The sequence below is a fragment of the Natronococcus occultus SP4 genome (genome assembly GCF_000328685.1).
In the GTDB taxonomy this organism is placed as follows: Archaea; Halobacteriota; Halobacteria; order Halobacteriales; family Natrialbaceae; genus Natronococcus; species Natronococcus occultus.
The window spans coordinates 249,105-269,291 of sequence record NC_019976.1; the positions used below are offsets into that span (position 1 = coordinate 249,105).

Here is a 20,187-nt window from a genome sequence, read left to right on the forward strand (position 1 = left end):
CCTTTAGTAGGGACACGATGATGCTTCCGACCCACGCTCTCGGCGGCATGGCACTCGCGTTGCCGTTGGTCGTCGTCGCTCCGGAGTTCGCCCCCCTGGCGCTCGGAGCGGGGCTGGTCGGGGGGATCGTTCCCGACCTCGATATGTATGCCGGGCACCGCAAAACCCTCCACTTCCCGGTGTACTACAGCGTCCTTGCCGTCCTCGTGACGAGTGTCGCGGTACTCGTCCCGACGGGAGCGACCGTCGCCGTGGCAGTCTTCCTGCTTGCAGCCGCCCTCCACTGTGTAACCGACGTCCTCGGAAGCGGGCTCGAGCTTCGGCCCTGGGAAGGAACGTCCGACCGAGCGGTGTACGATCACTACCGTCGGACCTGGATTCCGCCACGCCGCCTGGTTCGATACGACGGCTCGCCGGCGGATCTGGGGCTATCGGTAACGCTCGCGCTCCCCCTTCTGTACACGCTCGAGGGAGTGTTCCAGTGGCTCGTGCTCGGTACCGTCGCCGTCGCGGCAGTTTACACCGCGCTCAGGCGTCGCCTCGCAGCTCTCGCGACCGTCGTCGCCCGTCGAGTACCGACGGCCATCCGGCCGTACGTACCGAAACGCTACCTGGAGGATCTCGACTCCGAAACGAGCACAACGGGAAGCTAGCGGCCCGATACTTTGGTCCCGTCCCGATCACTCGACGAAGTATCAACTGCTAAATAGACCGATTCGGAATGGGGAGGTATGGATCTCCGCGTCGTGTTTATGCTGTTTCTCGTCGCGCTTCTCGGTGGTATCAGCACCCTGCTTTTGCTCCCGCTACTACAGTATATCATCGCCGCCGCGCTGCTTGCGTTCGTCCTGTTTCCGGTTCACGACCGCCTCGCCGCTCGAACGGTCACGATTCGGGGACGGTCGCTCACGATTTCGCCGCGGATATCGGCGGGTCTCGTAACCTTCTTCGGCGTCGTTGCCGCCGTCCTGCCGCTACTCATCGTCTCCATCATCGTTCTTCGGACAGTTCTCTCCTTCCTCGAGGAGGTCGACGACATAGCGATCACCGAAACGATTCAGGAGACAGCCCGCGAGCTGGGGCTCGACGACGCGATCGTCGCCGAAGGAGAGCAGTTCCTGAACACCGAGGTCGAAGGGCTCCTCGAGCGAGGCGCCGAGTTCGTTCTCCAGGAGCTGATCGGACTGATCGATACGAGCTTTCGCGTCGGTCTGGGACTGCTGGTGCTGGTCTTTCTGCTGTACTACTTCCTCATCGACGGCCGGCGGTTAGTCGGCTGGATCGGTACGGTCGCACCGATCGAGGACGAGACACGAACGGAACTGGTCGCCGAGATCGAGGGCGTCACGTGGGCCGTACTGATCAGTCACGTCCTCGTCGCGCTCGCAGAGGGGATACTCGGCGGAATCGGACTCTACCTCGTCGGCGTTTCGAACGTCGCGTTCTGGTCGGTCGTGATGGTCGTCGTCTCCTTCCTGCCCGCGATCGGAATCTGGCTGGTCTGGATGCCGATCGTCGGCTATCTCCTCCTCATCGGCGACCCCGTCGGTGCGCTGCTCCTGTTGGCGTACGGCGTTACCGTTCTCTCGATCGTCGATAACTACCTGCGAGCCTTCCTGGTCGATATCGGGTCCGGCGTGCATCCGGGGACCGTCCTCGTCGGGGTGATCGGCGGGCTCTATCTCTTCGGTTTCCTGGGGTTGATACTCGGTCCGGTCCTCCTCGCGATGCTCAAGGCCGTGCTGGAGGTCTTCAGCGAAACGCACGCTCTCGGTACCGCGCCACCGTGACGGATCCCGGCCGGAGACCGACTCGTCGTTCGAACGGTCGGGTGGAGAGAGCCACCGTCGAACAGCCGTTCTCGGGCACGATTTCCGACCAGTACGGAGGCCCCACGACGACCGATCCGAGGACGTGACGGGGAAGAATTGGATACCTTCATGTGTCGGACGAAAACGGCTCGCGGTCGCTCGCGACGGTATCCGAGACGGAGGTGACACGTCGTATTATGTGATAACGCTTCTCAGTTGGGAAACGCAAGAGAGTAACGCAGCGTGAACGTCTTCCCCACACGCTCGTCGATCAGAGACGGTCCGGGGGAGAGGGAAATGAAATGTCAACTGACAACACAGACATCGACGGGGAGCTGGGAACCGATCACTCGAACACGACCGCAACGGAGACCGATCCCTCCGGAGCGGAATCAGCCGTCGCCGATCCGGAACGGACGGCACACGCCGGCGAGGACGCCGTCGTCGGCGGGCTCAGCGAGAACACCGCGGGCGCGCTCACATACCTCTTCGCGCCGTTTCTCGCACTGCTGTTCTACCTCATCGAGGAGCGAAACGAGTTCGTGCGGTTCCACGCGGCCCAGAGCCTCGTCGTCTTCGGCGGATTTTTCGCCGTCGCGATCGGCGTGTTCATGCTGGGATTCGTCCTGGAGTTCCTGCCGTTTGTCGGCTGGATGCTCTCGGTGGCGATCTCGATGCTGACGTTCCTGTTGCTCGTCCCGCTGGGGTTCGTCCTCTGGGCGCTTCTCACGTACAAGGCCCTTACCGGACAGCGATACACGCTCCCCGTGGCAGGAGAGATCGCGGAGCGGTACGTCTGATGGGGGGTATGCCGGCGCTCGTTCGTAGCGGCCGCTGGACTCACCCTACTGAGCGGCTGCCTCGGCACCGAGGACGTTACGAACAGGGCGAGAAATGAAGCCAGCGACCGGGTAGGCGACGAGTTCCGAGATCGAACGGGGATCGACGTCGAGAGACCCGTCCGGTGTTCGTCGCGGACTACGGCGAGAGTGGCGAGCAACTTCTCGAGAGAGAACTGCTCAAGTACGACGCACCGATGATAACGAACCGAATCGAGAAGACGATAACGACAACAAGACAGAAAGGAGGGCAGTTCAATCGACGGACACGTGAGGGACGGAGAGGTTTCCCGCCGGAGAACGAACTGATCGGCGAGGTGGAGGCGTCCGTCGGGCACACGACGATCGACGAGATCGAGTCCGAACTCGGGCAAGGAACGTTCGGGTCGCTTCAGCTCGATCCCTCGTCCCTCATGAACGACGCCGTGGCCCACGACTCCGACGGCGAGGTGATAGTATGTTGAAACGCGACGCGTCGGCGCCACGGGACCAAACGAGGGGGTTGCCGGAGCCGTTGCCACCGGTCCGGTGGGGTGCGTAGCGATGGTCCTGTACTTTCTGAAGGCGACGGGCGTCTTCCTCAGAACGCTCCCGTTCGTCGCGTTGCGGGTCGTCGTCGGCCTGCTGTTCGGGCTCGCGACCGTCGTCTACTTCGGGATCGTCGGCTGGCTGGTGCTGACGCTCCTCGACGCCGGAACCGTCTCCGGACCGATCGGAGCGATCGGTCTGCTCGTCGCGACCCTGCTCTTTCTCGTCGCGATGCGATTCGCCCGTCGGTACGTCCTCTACATAGTCGCAGCCGGCCACATCGCCGTCATCGCCCACATCGTCGACACTGGCGAGACGCCGTCGAACCAGCTCGCCTTCGGCACCGGACAGGTCCGCTCCCACTTCGCGGAAGCCAACGCCCTGTTCGTCGTCGATCAGCTGGTGACGGCGGCGATCCGGCAGTTCAACAACAGGGCCGTCTCGCTGTCGAACCTCGCGAGCTTCGTCCCGACGCTGAAGAACATCCTCACCGTCCTCCGGAAGACGATCGGGCTCGCGGCGTCGTACATCGACGAGGCGATCATCGCCTACGTCTTCATCGCCGAGGAGGAAGACAACTGGCGAGCGGCCCGGGACGGCGTCGTCCTCGACGCGAAGTGCTGGAGATCCGTCCTTGGATCGACGCTACTGATCGTCCTCGGAATGTACGCGGTTGCGTTCGTCCTGCTGCTCGCACTGGCGCCGCTGGCGGCCGTCTTCGGCAATCTCTCGCCGACGTTCGAACTCCTCGGCTGGGTCGGCGTCGCCGCGATCGGACTGACCGTCTACCTCGGCGTGCTCAAGCCCTGGGTCAAGACCGTCGTGATCACGACGTTCCTGATCGAGTCTCGCGAGCTGACGCCCGACAGCCGAACTGCAGAACTCATCGAACGACGCTCGAAAAAGTTCCGGGAACTGACGGCAAAAGCGGACGCCGCAGCAACCGACGAGTATCCGACCGAGGAGCCGTCCGACGGCGAGCTCCCTGCCGAGGAGCCGACGTAACGGCGCGCGTCGAACGTGTGCAGAATCGACGACCGAGGCCGAAAGCGACACCGCGTTTCCGATGAACATCTCGCCGCCAATCGCGGATGGTCGGTACGATCGTCGTCGGCTCCGACAAGAAAACGGCCGGTTCGTACCGGGAAACCGACAGAAAGCATATGAACTAGTGCTGTCGTTCCTACTACATGGCTCGCTACGCCGACGACCGATGTCCCGACTGCGGCGGACGGAAGATCGCTCGCGCGGATAACTCCGTCTGGTGTCCGAACTGCGCGCTCTTTCGGCCCGACCGATAGTCCGTCAGTTCAGGACCATCCACGACCCACCGACCGACCGTCTCAGACGCCACCGCTCGACTGTGGCGTGCGGTTCTCGCTCAGCAGTTGCGTGAGCGTCCGTTTGACCTCCTCCGGATTCGGAACGCTGCTGAAGGTGACGTCCTCGGTCGAGGTGCCAGCAGTGTAGACTCTCACGTCGCCGAAGGAGAACAGCCGCTCGATCGCGGACTGTTTGTACGCGGTGTTCTGGACCCTGTCGAGACGGATCTGCGTAACGTCCCGCGAGATCAACCCGTGCTTGACGTAGATCTCCTCGTCAGTGATGACGTACAGGAGCCGAATCCAGTTCAGATACGCCACTCCCACCTGTCCGGCTCCGAGCAGAACCAACAGCAAGGGGAGATACGCGATCCAGGTCGGGACGGTCGTTCCCAGCAGCCAGACAGTCAACACGATCCCGACGAGCGCGACGCCCACACCGGCCGCGACCGAGACCAAGATCGTTAGCCACGACGGCCGCCCCGCCCAGCGGACCCGTTCACCTTCGGTGAGGTGCAGCCAGTCGGCGGTCGCGAGTTCGTCGTACGAGGATCGTGCGTTCGTCATCGGTACCCCCCGCTGGCGGCTCCCCCACCGCGTCCGACCACGGATCGAGGACTGCTGTCCCCGTCCGTCGGGACTCCGTCGACACACCCTGACGGCTCGTCCTCGAGGCGGTGTTCTTGAACTGTAGTGAGCATCGTTCACCTCGTCGATTGGAGCCCCAACACCCTGAGTGTTGGTGTCTCGATCCACTCCGGAGAGGGCGAGAGCCACGAAAGCACGCCACCCGAAGCTCACCCGCTGTCAGGGACACGGTCTCTCCGCGTTCCCACGACCATCATATGCGGACGGTCGGAATACCACGATCTTCATACTGAATCGGATATCACTGGGGGGCATGTGCATGAAGTGTCCCGAGAGACCCCCGAACCGTTACCGTCCGCATCGTGGACGGGCAGACAGTCAGGCAACCCCGAATCGGGAGCAAGGACACGTCCCCACACTGGTGACGGAAACGGACTGGTGTAGTAGGACGCGAACCACCCGCCGTGTCAGGCGACCAGATACCAGTCGTCGAAGTCTGAACCGAAAGCTCCACTCATACTCTCGGTCAGTGGTCAGGGATCTTACTCCCAGTTTGCCAGGAGTGACAGTTGGCAACGTCGTGAGACTACGTCTCGCGGGCTATCAGACGTAGTCTGATAACGTTCCAGAGTTTGCTGGCACTCCACCCGCGTCGGTCGAGCAACTCCGTGAGAGGCTGCGGATTTTCGCTCGGTGGGTACGGTGGACTCCCAACGTTCAGAACGCCTGTACAACCACTTCTACTCGTTTCTCTTGTGAAAGTCTGGATCGAGGGCGGTCGAATATCTGGTCCTGCCGGCGTCGGTAGAACGTAGTACCGAGTGACGCCACGTATCCACGGCCCAGAGGCCGTGGTATTGCACCTGTTCAGCGTACGAGTTGGACCCCGGTGCGGTCCAAAACGCCAGCTATGTATCGTCCTCGCCAGCGTCACGACCAAATCCATCGACCTCCTGAATTTCCGCATCATCGGTTTCGGTATCACCGATGCTGTCTTCATCACCGGCTTCGGTATCGTCGCCGTCGTCTTCCGCCTGGTCGAGATCGTCCGCGCCGTTCTCCTCGTCGTCTTCCCCCACGTCCTCGTCATCGGCCGTCTCTCCCTCGCCAGTCTCTCCGGATCCACCCCCTCCAAGCTCTCCACAACCTGCCAGTCCCACGGCCGTACCGACGCCGACGAGCGATACCATCCGGCGACGTGTGAGAGTTCGATCTATCATAATGCAGTTCAGGTACGATTGAACGGGGTAATAAGGAGCGCCGATAGTTCGGATGATCAATATGGATTAGACGTACTCCGCTCGAATTAGATATCGGATGGTTACGACTAAATTAGCCAATCAGTTCGTACTCATACGTCTTTGACTGGTACTACCAGAACAGTGACGTGGACCGACTTTCGCGCGGTTGCAAGAACGCTCCAGCGGGTTCGTACGTTTCGCCTAGACGTATCAAAATCGCGGTGAACTACGACCAAGAACTCAGTTCTCGGGGCACTGTCTAGTTGAGCCAGATTGAGAAGTGAGCAGGTCGTTGGGTTCGTTGGATCAAATGCTCGCAGACCTGCTCAGCGAGAGCGACGACACGGATTTCGAAGAATCTTGGGAGAGCGAGCGGACGGCGACACCCGTCAGGGCGTTCGCTGTCCGGCTCCACGAAACCGATTGTTCGCTTCGGGAATAACTACGATTCTTGCTGAATTAGGCGTTGGGCGCTCTCACGGAGCGGTCTGGAACTGGGTACATCGGCTGGCTGACAGCGGGTGCGACCCGCCTGAGGCGCAGCCGAAGCGGGTCGCGGTTGACGAGACCGCTGTCGAGATAAATGGTGAGCAGTCTTGGTTGTACGCTGCACTAGATATCGAAACGAAGCTGATTCTCGATGTCGCGTTGTTCGGTCGACATGGCACCGATCCACCAGCTGCGTTTCTGCATCGACTCGACGGGAAATACGATCTCTCCGATACCGTATTTCTCGTGGATCAATTCGGCTATCGGACTGCCCTTGCTCGATTAGGGTTGAGCGGTCGGGTCAACTATACCGAGCGAAACCTCATCGAAAAGTGGTTTCACACCCTCAAAATGCGCATCGACCGCTTTCACAACTCGTGGGTGGGCAGTCGGGCGAGCGCACGCGAATGGTTTGAGCAATTCATGCACTACTACAACCATCAGAGACCGAACCAAGCTCTCGATGGAAAGACGCCGGTCGAGGAGGTGCAGAACTAGACAGTGCCGTTCTCGGCATAGTATCATTTGTAGAAATACTATGTAGGTTAGAGTTGTATAGATCGAGGTAGGACACTCGGTAGAGCTGAACGTATAATATCATCTATATTCAATTGGTAAGAAACAACAGAGCCGTGCATTGATCGTGGTTCAGCTCGTCGAGAAGAATGGTAAACTGGAAGAAGTATATATCTATTAGCGCACTTTCTATCGGTACAGAGCCTGTTCAAGCAATGCTTACAGTTCTAAGCTTCGAGACGGAGAGATAGTGATCGGATCTCGGACAGAACCATAGTATTATAGATGGTTCTACATACCCCACAGTCTAATTACTATTCGAGAAGGCAACCCAAACACCGCTGGGAGACTGTCAGAGACTGTTCGAACCAGCGAGTCAGGCGAGCCCAGCGAGACTGTCTTCGGGAGGGGTACTGGTTTTAAGTAGGGTATCGTCACAAAACATAGTATGGAACCGAACGGACACGGAGATAGAAGAAAAACCACGGCTACATCGCTTCGAGTGGTTGATGCTATAGAAGAGTTAGATGGAGGCCGATTGACGGAAATCTCTGACGAAGTCGGCCTATCAACGAGTACGGTGTATACCCATCTCAAAACGTTAACCGATTATGGGTATGTTACAAAAGTGGATGACCGATACGAGCTCGGACTGAAACTTTTCCATCTTGGGGAAGAGGCGCGGCGGCGAGATAGCCGGTACGAACTCGCAAGAGAAAGCGCTCTCGAGTTAGCCAATACGATAGGCGAGGAGGTGAGCTTTGCCGTGGAGGAGAACGGTCGGAGTATCATTCTCTTCGACGAGGTCAGCAACCCTTCAGTAGAGGGGTTCCAGGTCGGTCACCAATTCTATATGCACAACTCCGCCAGTGGAAAAGCAATGCTGGCTGAATTCTCGGACGAGCGTATCGATGAGATAATAAATAAATGGGGGCTCCCACAGGAGACACCGAACACGATTACGGAACGGAGCCGGTTGTTTGAGGAGATCGAGACGGTTCGATCGCAAGGATACGCAGTGAACGATCAGGAAGCCCTAGAGGGACTACGTGCTGTAGCGATCGCCGTCAAGAACCCTGATGGAACCGTGTTTGGATCGCTAGACGTCTCAGGCCCTCCCTACCGTCTACCTGGTGACGAGGAATTGGTTAATCTTCTCCAGCCGATGGTTTCTGATCTGGAACAGGAATTAGCGTCGTACGAACCGAATTGAGCGAATCGATCGCACGACGGTCCGAAGACCGCGGAAATTACACAAGTATGGTTGTAATGAATAGGGTAGATCGATTGGAAATCGAACGGGGACTCAAAAAGGTTGATTGGGAGACGCGATCGCATGATGTCGGTTCCCCGAAATGGACCTCTTATTTCTATCGGCTGGCGTAGAAATCTTCCCCAGTTTGGAAACTCAACTGAGAGACGGGCTAATTCGAGTGACGGGCGGGTTGTAGACGTTGATCAGTGAACAACGACGTTCTGATTGAGTAGTGTTTTAAACCGGCGTCTAACCGTACCAATGCATCTGTCGCGGTTCTCGCGACCGCGTAGTCCTGTGCCGAAGAGAGACGTCCCGGTACTCCCGTCCCGAAGTAGATCGTTCCCCAATATGCGAAGAGTTCGACAGCAGTGTTCGTCAAAATATCTCCGTTCTTGCACTAACGTTATTACGCCCCGGTGATGGGTAGTGGACGAAGACACCGCAAATGACCCGTGATGAACAAACCACGAGTGTGTCAATTTCCGATATCGAGCGGGCGCGAGAGCGACTGGACGACGCCGTCGTTCAACAGACGCCGATCGAAACGAGTCGATCGCTTCACGAGGAAACGGGAGCGGAGGTGCGGCTCAAAATGGAGCACCTGCAACGCACCGGTTCCTTCAAGACACGCGGAGCGTACAACAAGCTCGTCCAGATAGGGTCGGAGTCCGAAATATCACGAGCGATTGCAGCGAGCGCTGGCAATCATGCGCAAGGGGTTGCGCTTGCTGCAACGAAGATCGGGCTAGATTCGACCATCGTCATGCCACGAAACGCACCACAGGCCAAGATCGACGCGACGGCAGAGTACGGTGCCGACGTCGAGTTACACGGACACGATTTCCAGGCAGCGATGAAACACGCAGAATCGCTAGCCGGAGAAGAAACCGTTTTCGTCCACGCATATGACGATCCGGATATCGTAGCCGGGCAGGGAACACTTGGGTTCGAAATTCTGGAACAGGTTCCCGATGTCGATACAGTAATCGTCCCAGTTGGCGGTGGCGGACTACTCAGTGGCATTGCGACTGTCATCGGCGAACGAGCACCTGAAACACGGATCGTTGGTGTTCAGGCCAGTGGTGCAGCAACGCTCCCGAAAAGTCTTCAGAAAGGGCGACCACAGGAGAGCGAGAACGTCCAGACCATTGCGGACGGAATCGCGACCGGCGGACTCTCACAGCTCACATACGACTGCATCGAGACCTACGTCGACAAAGTCATCACCGTCTCAGACACCGAGATCGCCGAAAGCTTACTGTTTACCCTCGAACGCACGAAACAGATGGTCGAGGGAGCAGGCGCAACGACGATTGCAGCCCTCCGCAGCGATCAACTAACCGTCGACGGTGAAACTGTCGTTCCGGTGTTGTCGGGGGGCAATCTGAGTATGACCGATCTCCAGACGATCCTCACCCACGGACTAACGGCCCGAGGACAGCTGGTACGATTCAGAGTGCATATCGTCGATGAGCCAGGGCGTCTCGAACAGATCTCAGAGATCGTCGCCGACCACGGCGCAAACGTTCGAAACGTTCGACATGAACGCTCCGTCGAAAACCTGGACGTCGGCGAAGCGTATCTGTACTTTCGCATCGAGACGAGTGGAACCGAACAAACGGATCGGATTCTGGAAACGATTCGCAACGCCGGTTACTCCGTCACCCGAATCAATTAGCACTGTGTCGACCGTCTGATACGGAGGATTTATATGATCTGTCTCTCACTGTACCAAGTGTGACGTCGCACAAGCCATCACTGTATCAGACCCATCGAAACACCGGAGCGGATTTCACCGACTTCGGCGGTTGGGAGATGCCCGTAACGTTCGATTCGATACGTACTGAGCACACCGCGGTGCGAGAACAGGTCGGACGCTTCGACATCAGTCATATGAGCGAAGTCGTCGTCCGTGGACCGGACGCCACTGCGCTCCTGAACCAGCTTACGACGAACGACGTCGATGAGCTGGCACCCGGTGACGCACAGTACTCGTGTATTCTCGACGAGGACGGTGTGATACTGGACGACGTCGTTATCTATCGCTACCCGGATCAGGAGGGGTATCTCTTCGTTCCGAACGCTGGTCACGGCGAACAGATGACAACCCGATGCGAGGACTGGGCATCGACGCTCGATCTCGAGGTAACGGTCGAAGATCAAACCGAAGAGACGGGAATGATCGCAGTTCAGGGTCCAGACGCGGTCGAAGCGGTAGAATCTACTGTCGCAGACTCTGTCGAAGACCTCTCTCCGTTTACCGCACGACGGACGGAAATAGCCGACGTCTCCTGTCTGGTCGCCAGAACCGGCTACACGGGTGAAGACGGGTACGAGATCCTCTTTCCGGCAACTAGCTCGGAAACCGTCTGGACTGCTTTCGATGGGATCCAGCCGTGTGGTCTCGGTGCCCGGGACACGCTCCGGCTCGAAGCGGGGCTGCTCCTGTCGGGACAGGACTTCGATCCGGATCAAGAACCCCGAACGCCGCTCGAAGCCCGATTAGGGTTCGTCGTCGACTTCGAGAAGTCATCGTTCGTCGGGAAAGGCGCGCTCCAGGAACTCGACGCGAACGGCGTCGACGAGCGAATCGTTGGACTCCGGATCGAGGACCGGGCTATTGCACGGCAGGGGTACTCGATACTGAACGACGGCGACGAAATCGGACACGTAACCAGCGGAACGATGAGTCCGACGTTCGATACCCCATTGGCACTCGGATACGTCGACTCGAAGTTCACGGAGGAAGGAACGCAGCTCGGGATCGAGATTCGAAATCGAACTGTGGATGCGACGATCGTCAACCAGCGTTTCCTGGAGACACTCGAGACGGACGCCTAATACTATGGAATTCGAAATACCAGCCGAACGACGGTACGCCGAATCACACGAATGGGCAGCCAACCAAACGGATACAGTACGAGTCGGCATCAGCGACTTCGCACAGGACGAGCTCGGAGACATCGTCTTCGTCGATCTCCCCCCCGAAGGCGAAACGCTCGACCAGGGTGAAGAGCTCGGCGTCCTCGAAAGCATCAAAGCGGTTTCCGATATATACGTCCCTGTCGCCGGAACGGTCACCGCCATCAACGAGGACGTCATCGACAGTCCCGAACTCATCAACGAGGATCCGTACGGGGACGGATGGCTGGTCGAATTAGAACCGGAGGGAGACCTCGAACATCTACTCGATGCGGCCGAGTACGAAGAGATGATCTAACGATGAGCTACCACGATCAGCTACAACAGACGAAAACGACTCCGACGGGGTCGACTGGCAGCCCCTTCGCACCGCACACGGAAGCCGACGTCGAGGCGATGCTGCAGGCTATCGGCGCGGAGTCGATAGAAGACCTGTTCGATATACCGGCTTCGGTTCGGTTCGACGCCGAGTTCGGTATCGAAGCCGCGTCGGAGCAAGAAGTCGTACAGCGAGTGACGAAAGTACTGGGTCAGAACGACTCAGCTATCGAGTTTCTGGGCCGTGGCCATTACGATCACTACGTCCCGTCGTTAGTCGACCACCTGGCCGATCGGTCGGAGTTTCTCACGTCCTACACTCAGTATCAACCCGAGGTCACACAGGGGTTCCTGCAGGCGCTGTTCGAGTATCAGTCACTGCTCGTCGAGCTGACCGGTCTCGAGATCGCAAACTGCTCGATGTACGACGCTGCAACCGCACTCGGAGAGGCGGCAACGCTCTCTCAGCGTGTTCGGAGCGTTAGCGGTAACCGCGTGCTTGTACCCGATATCCTCCGGGACGAACGCCGGGCCGTTCTCGAGAACTACGCCAGTGGGTCCTCCCTTGTCATCGACGAGTACTCGACCACCAACGGTGTCGTTGACCCCGACGCCCTCAGTGGTGTACTCGACGACGACGTTGCGCTGGTCTATGTAGAGAACCCGACGACCACGGGGCTCATACAAGAGCAGCTCGAAGAGATCGGCACGCTGCTTGCTGACGACGATGTACTGTTCTGTCTCGGTTCCGATCCGATCGCGCTCTCGTTGCTACAGCCCCCCGCATCGATCGGCGCCGACGTCGTCGTCGGCGACGCAAGCGTCCTCGGACTGGGATCGGCGTACGGTACAGGGTTAGGCCTCTTTGCGTGCAGAGAGAAGTTCCTTCGACAAGTTCCCGGTCGTCTCGTCGGTGCCAGTCGAGACGAGAGCGATCACCGTGCGTACACGCTGACGCTTCAGACGCGAGAACAGCACATTCGGCGCGAGCGAGCAACCTCGAATATCTGTACGAACCAGGCTTGGGTCGCGCTCCGGGCAGCGATCCATGCTTCGCTTCTGGGACCGGACGGTCTCGTTGATCTTGCGAAAAAATGTCACCAGCTTCCGGAAGCGCTCGCAAAAGAGCTGAACGAAATCGATGGTATCTCGGCGCCCGTCCACGATGGACACCATTTCCGAGAGTTCAGAGTCTCCGTCGAGCCGGATGCAGAGGATCTCGTTTCGAACCTGTACGCGGAAGGCGTTGCCGTCCATGCTGTTGATGCCGATACGATCCAGATCTGTGTGACTGATATAAACGAACGACAGACGGAAGAACTCGTTACAGCAATTACGAAGGTGTTAGACTAATGCAACAACACGATCAGGCCGTCTGGAACGACACGAACACGGACGGGTACGAGCCGCTTCTCTCCGAGAAAGACCAGACCGCGATCGACGTCGAATACGAGGGACTACCCGACGATCTTACCAGAGAGACGCTAGAGTTGCCGTCCCTTTCCGAGCCGGAGGTCGCTCGCCACTATACGCGACTCTCGCAGATGAACTACGGGATCGACAGCGGCCCGTATCCGCTGGGATCGTGCACGATGAAGTACAACCCCAGGTTCACCGAGGACGTCGCAGCCCGGTCCGAAGCTGCGGTACACCCCGATCGAGCCGAAGAGTCCGTGCAGGGGACACTGCAGCTCTATCACGAACTACAGGAGTACCTCGGCCGAATCGGCGGAATGGACGCAGTAACGCTGCAACCACCAGCCGGAGCTGCGGGTGAATTTACGGGGATCCTGGTAGCCAAAGCGTACCACGAACGGAACGGTGAAGGCGAGCAGCGATCGGAAGTTATCGTCCCTGCAAGCGCCCACGGCACGAACTTCGCCAGCGCCGCGATGGCCGGTTACGACGTGGTCGAGCTACCGGGTGACGAGGACGGTCGCGTCGATCTGGATGCGCTGAGATCCGCCGTCGGTGAAGAGACGGCTGCACTCATGCTGACGAACCCGAATACGCTCGGTCTCTTCGAACGCGATATCGAAGAGATAGCAGATCTCGTCCACGACGCGGGCGGACTGTTGTACTACGATGGGGCCAACCTGAATGCGCTTCTCGGCCGTGCCCGACCTGGGGATATGGGGTTCGACATCATGCACTACAACGTCCACAAAACATTCGCGACGCCCCACGGCGGTGGCGGTCCGGGAGCCGGTCCGATCGGAGTGACAGCGGAACTGGAGTCGTTCCTTCCGACCCCGCAAATCGAAGAGAAAGACGGGGAGTACGAGCTAATCGAACCTGCGCACTCGGTAGGAAAGGTTCACGGTGCGATGGGTAACTGGTTAGTTCTGATCAAGGCGCATGCGTATATCTGCCGGTTGGGTGACGAAGGACTGAAAGATACGAGCGCAAAAGCGGTCCTCAACGCGAACTATCTCGCTTCGCAGATCGATCTCGAGATTCCGTTCGGGCCGTTCCATCACGAGTTCGTCGCGAGTGCGGGCGAACTAGACGCGGCAGACTTCGCAAAGCGGATGCTCGATTACGGCGTCCATCCGCCGACGACGAAGTGGCCCGAGATCGTCTCCGAAGCGCTCATGACAGAACCAACTGAAGCGGAGAGCAAAACGACGCTCGATCAGTTAGCTGCCGCGTTCAACGCCGTGGCCAGTGAAGAGGAAGCGACCATCGCGGCTGCACCGGAGAAGACCAGCGCTCGCTATATCGACCAGACAAGCGCTGCCCGAAGTCCACAGCTTTCCTGGCATGCGTTGTCCAGCGACGAATAGGGACGGCGCTGTTTTCTGATACCCCTCAGCCGTAGAACACAGGATCTCCGACGATAATCTCCTGACGAGCGACGGCGGGTAACCGGTCACGGACGGAAGACTATCCCCAACCGTAAACATCAACCTCTTCGGGTGCACTTACCACGATATGAGTGCTCGTGATCCACCTACCAGTACGGACGTACTAGTCATCGGTGCCGGACCAGGCGGCTACGTCGCCGCGATCCGCGCGGCACAGCTCGGCCTCGATGTCACGCTCGTCGAGAAAGACGCCTACGGGGGGACCTGTCTCAACCACGGCTGTATCCCCTCGAAGGCGCTTATTTCCGCGACGGACCTTGCACACCGCACCAGGGAGGCAAGCCACATGGGAATTCACGCGGAGCTGACCATCGAAATGTCCGAGTTAGTGGCCTGGAAAGACCAGGTCGTCGAGCAGCTCACGTCCGGTGTAGAGAAACTCTGTAAGGGGAACGGGGTTACGCTCGTCGAAGGCGCCGCGGAGTTTACTGGTGAAAATACGGTCCGAATCACCAACAGTAGAGAGGACGACACGAACCGGCTCGAGTTCGAACACGCGATCGTTGCGACGGGGAGTCAGCCGGTCGAGCTTCCCGGCTTCGAGTTCGACGGAGAACAGATCCTCTCTTCACGAGACGCCCTGGCGATGGAGTCGATACCGGACCGGCTGATCGTAGTCGGTGCTGGCTACATCGGGATGGAGCTAGCAACGGTGTTCGCAAAGGCAGGAGCAAACGTTACCGTCATAGAGATGCTCGACGAGGCGTTACCCGGCTACGGCGCGGACGTTACTCGCGTCGTCAAACAACGAGCTACAGAATTGGGAATCGAGTTCCATTTCGAAGCGGCCGCAGACAGCTGGGAACGTACCACTGACGGCATTACCGTTACGACCACATCCGAAGATGGAGGGGTCTCGGAGTTCACAGCGGAGAAAGCACTCGTCGCAGTCGGGCGCAAACCAGTTACGGAAACGGTTTCGTTGGAGGCTGCCGGAGTCGAGACCGACGAAGATGGATTCGTTCCGACTGACGACTATGCTCGAACCAACCGAGAGCATATCTTCGCCGTCGGCGACGTTGCGGGCGAGCCGATGCTCGCACACAAGGGAATGTACGAGGGAGAAATCGCCGCGGAGTACATCGCGGGCGGATCAGCGACAGTCGATCCACAGGCCATCCCTGCCGTCGTGTTCACCGATCCTGAGATCGCCACAGTGGGGATGACGGAAGCGGAAGCTGCAAAAGCAGGTTTCGATCCGATCGTCGGCGAAATGCACCTACGCGGGAGCGGTCGCGCACTCACGATGGACGAAGCCAGTGGGTTCGTCAGGGTCATTGCTGCCGAAACAGGCAACGTAGTAGGTGCCCAGATCGTCGCCCCAGAAGCTTCGGAACTCATTGCCGAGTTGGGCCTCGTTATCGAATCCGAAATGTCATTGGATGCCATGATCGAGACGGTCCACGCACATCCGACGCTCTCAGAAACGGTTCGAGAGGCAGCCGCGAACGCAGCAGGACAGGCAATTCACACTCTCAATCGGTAGTCACGGTTCCTTCAGCCGCCGCGACTGTTTTCGCGTTCGTATTCTCAGTCCTCCACATGGTAGTCGCTGACCGTGTATGCACCGATCGAGGCGCGGGTCGAAATCAACGGTGGAAGCGAGGCCTGTAGAAGAGCGAACGAGAAACTGGAGTGAGCCGGCTTTGTGCAAGCAGTTTCGGTTGTTAGTTGACGCACCCCAGCGACCTCAAGAACTGTCTGGAAAGACTATTCACCACCCAGATCCACATTTGGCCAACTATTCAGACACTCATATTCGTGCTTCTGGAGGAATTTTCAATTTGTCTGTGTTATCAACTCACTATACCAGTGGTTTTATAATCACACAGTGTAAGATAACGACTACCAAGATGTATTGTCCGAGTACAGCCGTTGCGCCGGCCTATATGGACGTCGCGAACAGTCCCTGGCTCTGGATCTCAGTGGTGCCAGTCGTTATGATGGTGTTGATACAAGCAGGACTGTTCCTGCGTCGGTCGTGGAAGAATGGAAAAGAGATGGGATTATCCGACGAACAGCTCACGACGGGATTGAAAACAGGCGTTATTTCTGCCATCGGTCCTGCAATAGCCGTACTTGCGGCGATGTTGGCACTCATCGCGACCGTCGGTGGACCCGTCGCCTGGATGCGACTCACTGTCATCGGATCCCTTGCGTTCGAACTGCCCGCCGCGGAGCTTGGTGTTTCCCAGTTGGGGTACGGATTTGGGGACGAAGGTATCACCGAGACTGCGTTCGCAACTGCAGTATGGACGATGACGCTCGGTGGCATCGGTTGGTTGCTCGTGGCAGCGCTCGGAACCCCACACATGGAAAAAGCGAGACAGAAGGTTGTCGGCGGGAGAGACACGCTTCTCCCGATCGTTACCGCTGGCGCAATGCTTGGAGCGTTCGCGTACTTCGTGTCCGGAGAGATCACAGCCGGAGCTCCTGAAACAGCGTCCGTAGCAATGGGCGGATTGGTCATGAGTTCGCTCCTGGCGATAGCCGATGAAAAAGAGATTCAATGGATACGAGAGTGGGCGTTAGGTATTGCGATGGCCGTCGGTCTTCTCGTCGGGATGGGAATTCATACGGTCGCTGGAGGTGGGTGGTAACCATGTCGTCACCGTCCAGTTCGGGAGAGAGTACGCTATCCAGTTCGGAAGAAAGCGTGTACGAATCCAACTTCATACCGTACATCAACAAGTGGGGAAGGATAACGAGTCTCCTCGCGATCGCTCTATCGTTCGGACCAGCGTTGACGCTGCTTGCTGTCTTCGAGATCGTACCGCCAGCGGGCGCGATAGTCGGTGGGTTCCTCTCCGTCGCAATCACTTTCGGGATGATTTGGTTTATCGAACCCATCTCCTACTACCCGGTGCTTGGTATTCCAGGAACGTACATGGCGTTCCTGTCAGGAAACATCTCGAATCTGCGTCTCCCGTGTGCTGCCGCGGCGCAGGAAAGCGCCGACGTCGAACCCGGGACCCCACAGGGGAGCATTATTTCGACCATCGCTATCGCCGGCTCGATTTTCGTCAACGTTACGATACTGACTGTCGGCGTCTTCGCGCTCGTTCCCGTGTTTGAAGCGTTGCCCGAGTTCGTTCGAAACGCTCTCGAGTCCTATCTAGTGCCGGCGGTCTTCGGGGCGATCTTCGCCCAGTTCGGACGGGACTATCCGAAGATAGCCGCTGTTGGATTCTGCATTGCGCTGATCATGACGCTACTAATGGAGTTCGGATTCCTCGCTTTCCTCCCCGGAGTTCCCCTCTATGCGGTAATCGTCGTCTCGGTGTTTGGCACGATTTACGTTGCAAAGCTCATGTGGGAAAACGGGTTGGTCGAAGCGGATACGTAACGCCCGTGACCCGTTCAGGGGTCAGTTGAAACGAGACGCCGGAGGCGTCTCGTCATCCGGCGAGCCCTTCGATTTCGCCGCTCTCGCAGAGCGGATCGAACGGTGCCAACGACACCGTCACCATCACGATGCGGCATAGCCATCTCGGAAGACGTCGTTCCGCTCAATCACGGACGATTTCCTCCTCTGTACGACCCGAGGTGCCGGCCCGCTCCACCTGTCGGATACCGTCTCACGTCATCGATTTAATTTCCCAGTTTAGAGATGGTATAGAATAGGCAATCAATAAATGCGCAGTGTTCCCATGTTATACCATGGCAGATAAGACCGATCTGGTGGAATTGCGACGGGAGTTTCATCAAAACCCGGAACCGGGCTGGCGTGAATTCTGGACGACGGCAAAGATCGTCGACGAGATCGAACGGATCGGTGTGGACGAACTTCATATCGGATCCGAGGCGGTCAACACTACGGAACGACTCGGCGTACCTGACGATCAGGAGTTGTCCGACTGGCTAGAGCAGGCCCGAAAACAGATCGAGCGCCCCGACGTTCTCGACAAGATCGCCGGTGGAAAAACCGGCGCCGTCGCAGTCATAGAGAACGGAGAAGGTCCGTGTGTGGCGCTTCGTGTCGACATCGATGCGCTCCCTATTACCGAATCGTCCGCCACGGATCACACACCGACTGCTGAGGGGTTTCGTTCGACGAACGAAGGGTTCATGCACGCCTGCGGTCATGACGCACATATCACACTCGGCTTGGGCGTTCTCGAAACGCTGTCGGCTCGAGAGTTCAACGGGACGTTCAAAGTCTTTTTCCAACCCTCTGAGGAGCTTCTTGGGGGTGGGAAAGCGATGGCAAGCACCTCTCACCTGAACGATGTAGATTACTTACTGGGAGTCCACGTTGGACTCGAGAAGGAGACTGGAGAGGTCATCGCCGGTATGGATGGCGCACTCGCTCTCTCCCGCTTCGACATCTCCATCGAGGGAGAGTCTGCACATGCTGGAGCCGCTCCGGAGGACGGCCAGAACGCAATCCAAGCCTTCGTCACTGCGGCAAGCGACATCTACGCTATTCCTCGCCACCAAGACGGTGATACTCGAGTGAACCTCGGGGAGATACACACGGAGAACGCAGCTAACGTGATTGCAGATCTGGTGACCGCAAAGGCGGAGGTCAGGGGCGAATCGACGCAGTTGATGGAATACATGAAAGAATCAGTGTACGACCGGTTAGAACACGCTGCAGCGATGCACGGCTGTGACGTAGATGTCACAGTTATCGGTGAGTCGATACGACAAGACTGCGATAGAGAAATGGTAGATTCGGTATACGAAACCGCAGAAAGGATTGATGGGGTTACGTCGCCCGTCCGCAGAGACACGCTCGGAGCGAGTGAAGACGCTACCTACCTCATGAAGACAGTTGCTGAAAACGGCGGAAAAGCCACGTACGTCGGTCTCGGTGCGAGTAATCCAAGTGGACATCATACGCCGACGTTCGACATTGACGAAGACTGTCTTCCCATCGGCGTCTCCGTCCTCTCACAGACAGCACTCGATTTGCTCGCCTGAGCATCACTGTAGAGTCTGAGAGCTCATACTCTGATATCTCTGAGGTTGGTACTGCCCGGTTTGAGCTCCGCTTTCACCCATCGTTTGTTTACGGAGTGTGTTTACATTTAGCAGTCACGGGACCAATAATCGCGGTTAGTCGAACCCAGACTACACCTCTAACGTAGTATGTTAGTATTCGCCCCCACTCATTACATTCATACTATTGTAATTTATGACTATTTGCTGAACTGGGTAAACGGAAAACGTAAACAACAGACGTACGTCGTAATTTCACCTTGAGTCGACCACTGTCAGAATAGTATGACAGGATAAATGAATGAGTGGGGTTGATCGCGACTGGAAAAAGAAGGCTCCGTTGCGAGGTTATCTAATCCTGTTCTCAGGCGTTCTCTCCACTGTACTTCGTGAGACGTGTAGAGAATTGGACGCCGTCTTGCAGTATGAAGAGCTGTGTTGAACGGTGCCGGAATAGGTCGCTAAATCAAAGGAGTTGAAGCGGGAGGGCTGCGGTGTCTATGACACAACTCTCCCGCTCCGTTGGGTAAGTTGTGCCGCTTGC

The 20,187-nt window shown here is 57.9% G+C and carries 17 protein-coding genes and 1 pseudogene; 16 read left to right on the forward strand and 2 right to left on the reverse strand.

Going from position 1 to position 20,187, the window contains the following annotated elements; translation table 11 throughout:
- Nucleotides 1-20: 20 nt before the first annotated feature.
- The 5 genes from NATOC_RS20655 to NATOC_RS20675 all read left to right on the forward strand — a co-directional run bounded on the left by NATOC_RS20655 (nt 21) and on the right by NATOC_RS20675 (nt 4,183).
- A complete protein-coding gene (locus tag NATOC_RS20655) occupies nt 21-653 on the forward strand; it encodes a hypothetical protein (protein ID WP_015323442.1) in 633 nt (210 codons plus the stop codon).
- A 78-nt stretch (nt 654-731) separates the two neighbouring features.
- Complete coding sequence (locus NATOC_RS20660) at nt 732-1,790, forward strand: AI-2E family transporter (protein ID WP_015323443.1); 1,059 nt, start codon at nt 732-734, stop codon at nt 1,788-1,790.
- 323 nt (nt 1,791-2,113) lie between these two features.
- Entirely contained in the window at nt 2,114-2,611 is a 498-nt protein-coding gene (locus NATOC_RS20665; protein ID WP_015323444.1) for a DUF4870 domain-containing protein, read from the forward strand.
- A gap of 164 nt (nt 2,612-2,775) precedes the next feature.
- Nucleotides 2,776-3,114, forward strand: a complete 339-nt coding sequence (locus tag NATOC_RS20670) for a hypothetical protein (protein ID WP_015323445.1) — start codon at nt 2,776-2,778, stop codon at nt 3,112-3,114.
- Between the two features lie 79 nt (nt 3,115-3,193).
- Nucleotides 3,194-4,183, forward strand: a complete 990-nt coding sequence (locus tag NATOC_RS20675) for a hypothetical protein (RefSeq protein ID WP_015323446.1) — start codon at nt 3,194-3,196, stop codon at nt 4,181-4,183.
- A gap of 338 nt (nt 4,184-4,521) precedes the next feature.
- Here the strand turns inward: NATOC_RS20675 and NATOC_RS20680 are convergent, their stop codons facing one another.
- Both NATOC_RS20680 and NATOC_RS20685 read right to left on the reverse strand, forming a co-directional pair.
- Nucleotides 4,522-5,067 carry a PH domain-containing protein gene (locus NATOC_RS20680; protein WP_015323447.1) on the reverse strand — a complete coding sequence of 182 codons (546 nt, stop codon included), beginning with the start codon at nt 5,065-5,067 and terminating at the stop codon, nt 4,522-4,524.
- Between the two features lie 929 nt (nt 5,068-5,996).
- The gene (locus tag NATOC_RS20685) at nt 5,997-6,278 is read right to left on the reverse strand and encodes a hypothetical protein (protein ID WP_015323448.1); all 282 of its coding nucleotides are present in this window, start codon (nt 6,276-6,278) and stop codon (nt 5,997-5,999) included.
- A 361-nt stretch (nt 6,279-6,639) separates the two neighbouring features.
- Here NATOC_RS20685 and NATOC_RS21540 point away from each other — a divergent pair.
- The 11 genes and pseudogenes from NATOC_RS21540 (at nt 6,640) to NATOC_RS20745 (ending at nt 19,625) form a co-directional block, all read left to right on the forward strand.
- Nucleotides 6,640-7,316: pseudogene (locus tag NATOC_RS21540) on the forward strand (IS6 family transposase).
- 466 nt (nt 7,317-7,782) lie between these two features.
- Nucleotides 7,783-8,547 (forward strand): IclR family transcriptional regulator, encoded by a 765-nt coding sequence (locus tag NATOC_RS20700; protein WP_015323449.1) that lies wholly within the window; start codon nt 7,783-7,785, stop codon nt 8,545-8,547.
- Nucleotides 8,548-9,037: 490 nt separating this feature from the next.
- The gene (ilvA, locus tag NATOC_RS20705) at nt 9,038-10,270 is read left to right on the forward strand and encodes a threonine ammonia-lyase (protein WP_015323450.1); all 1,233 of its coding nucleotides are present in this window, start codon (nt 9,038-9,040) and stop codon (nt 10,268-10,270) included.
- 59 nt (nt 10,271-10,329) lie between these two features.
- Nucleotides 10,330-11,433 (forward strand): glycine cleavage system aminomethyltransferase GcvT, encoded by a 1,104-nt coding sequence (gcvT, locus tag NATOC_RS20710; protein WP_015323451.1) that lies wholly within the window; start codon nt 10,330-10,332, stop codon nt 11,431-11,433.
- A gap of 4 nt (nt 11,434-11,437) precedes the next feature.
- Nucleotides 11,438-11,812 (forward strand): glycine cleavage system protein GcvH, encoded by a 375-nt coding sequence (gene gcvH / locus NATOC_RS20715; protein ID WP_015323452.1) that lies wholly within the window; start codon nt 11,438-11,440, stop codon nt 11,810-11,812.
- A gap of 2 nt (nt 11,813-11,814) precedes the next feature.
- Nucleotides 11,815-13,185, forward strand: a complete 1,371-nt coding sequence (gene gcvPA / locus NATOC_RS20720) for an aminomethyl-transferring glycine dehydrogenase subunit GcvPA (RefSeq protein WP_015323453.1) — start codon at nt 11,815-11,817, stop codon at nt 13,183-13,185.
- Complete coding sequence (gcvPB, locus tag NATOC_RS20725) at nt 13,185-14,618, forward strand: aminomethyl-transferring glycine dehydrogenase subunit GcvPB (RefSeq protein WP_015323454.1); 1,434 nt, start codon at nt 13,185-13,187, stop codon at nt 14,616-14,618. Before gcvPA ends, gcvPB begins: the two co-directional genes overlap by 1 nt.
- A gap of 148 nt (nt 14,619-14,766) precedes the next feature.
- A complete protein-coding gene (gene lpdA / locus NATOC_RS20730) occupies nt 14,767-16,185 on the forward strand; it encodes a dihydrolipoyl dehydrogenase (protein ID WP_015323455.1) in 1,419 nt (472 codons plus the stop codon).
- A gap of 403 nt (nt 16,186-16,588) precedes the next feature.
- On the forward strand, nt 16,589-17,299 hold the full coding sequence (locus tag NATOC_RS20735) for a DUF5058 family protein (protein ID WP_015323456.1): 711 nt from the start codon (nt 16,589-16,591) through the stop codon (nt 17,297-17,299).
- A gap of 2 nt (nt 17,300-17,301) precedes the next feature.
- Nucleotides 17,302-18,045: a hypothetical protein gene (locus tag NATOC_RS20740; RefSeq protein WP_015323457.1), complete on the forward strand. Its 744-nt coding sequence runs from the start codon at nt 17,302-17,304 to the stop codon at nt 18,043-18,045.
- Nucleotides 18,046-18,359: 314 nt separating this feature from the next.
- Complete coding sequence (locus tag NATOC_RS20745) at nt 18,360-19,625, forward strand: amidohydrolase (RefSeq protein WP_015323458.1); 1,266 nt, start codon at nt 18,360-18,362, stop codon at nt 19,623-19,625.
- Nucleotides 19,626-20,187 lie beyond the last annotated feature (562 nt).

What these genes read in the sequence shown, in the direction of transcription:
- NATOC_RS20660 (WP_015323443.1), top strand. Translation starts at nt 732, where the DNA reads ATGGATCTCCGCGTCGTGTTTATGCTGTTTCTCGTCGCGCTTCTCGGT.
- NATOC_RS20680 (WP_015323447.1), bottom strand. Translation starts at nt 5,067, where the DNA reads ATGACGAACGCACGATCCTCGTACGACGAACTCGCGACCGCCGACTGG.
- NATOC_RS20655 (WP_015323442.1), top strand. Translation starts at nt 21, where the DNA reads ATGCTTCCGACCCACGCTCTCGGCGGCATGGCACTCGCGTTGCCGTTG.
- NATOC_RS20740 (WP_015323457.1), top strand. Translation starts at nt 17,302, where the DNA reads ATGTCGTCACCGTCCAGTTCGGGAGAGAGTACGCTATCCAGTTCGGAA.
- NATOC_RS20665 (WP_015323444.1), top strand. Translation starts at nt 2,114, where the DNA reads ATGTCAACTGACAACACAGACATCGACGGGGAGCTGGGAACCGATCAC.
- NATOC_RS20735 (WP_015323456.1), top strand. Translation starts at nt 16,589, where the DNA reads ATGGACGTCGCGAACAGTCCCTGGCTCTGGATCTCAGTGGTGCCAGTC.
- gcvPB (WP_015323454.1), top strand. Translation starts at nt 13,185, where the DNA reads ATGCAACAACACGATCAGGCCGTCTGGAACGACACGAACACGGACGGG.
- NATOC_RS20685 (WP_015323448.1), bottom strand. Translation starts at nt 6,278, where the DNA reads ATGGTATCGCTCGTCGGCGTCGGTACGGCCGTGGGACTGGCAGGTTGT.
- NATOC_RS20700 (WP_015323449.1), top strand. Translation starts at nt 7,783, where the DNA reads ATGGAACCGAACGGACACGGAGATAGAAGAAAAACCACGGCTACATCG.
- gcvH (WP_015323452.1), top strand. Translation starts at nt 11,438, where the DNA reads ATGGAATTCGAAATACCAGCCGAACGACGGTACGCCGAATCACACGAA.
- ilvA (WP_015323450.1), top strand. Translation starts at nt 9,038, where the DNA reads ATGACCCGTGATGAACAAACCACGAGTGTGTCAATTTCCGATATCGAG.
- gcvPA (WP_015323453.1), top strand. Translation starts at nt 11,815, where the DNA reads ATGAGCTACCACGATCAGCTACAACAGACGAAAACGACTCCGACGGGG.
- NATOC_RS20675 (WP_015323446.1), top strand. Translation starts at nt 3,194, where the DNA reads ATGGTCCTGTACTTTCTGAAGGCGACGGGCGTCTTCCTCAGAACGCTC.
- NATOC_RS20745 (WP_015323458.1), top strand. Translation starts at nt 18,360, where the DNA reads ATGGCAGATAAGACCGATCTGGTGGAATTGCGACGGGAGTTTCATCAA.
- lpdA (WP_015323455.1), top strand. Translation starts at nt 14,767, where the DNA reads ATGAGTGCTCGTGATCCACCTACCAGTACGGACGTACTAGTCATCGGT.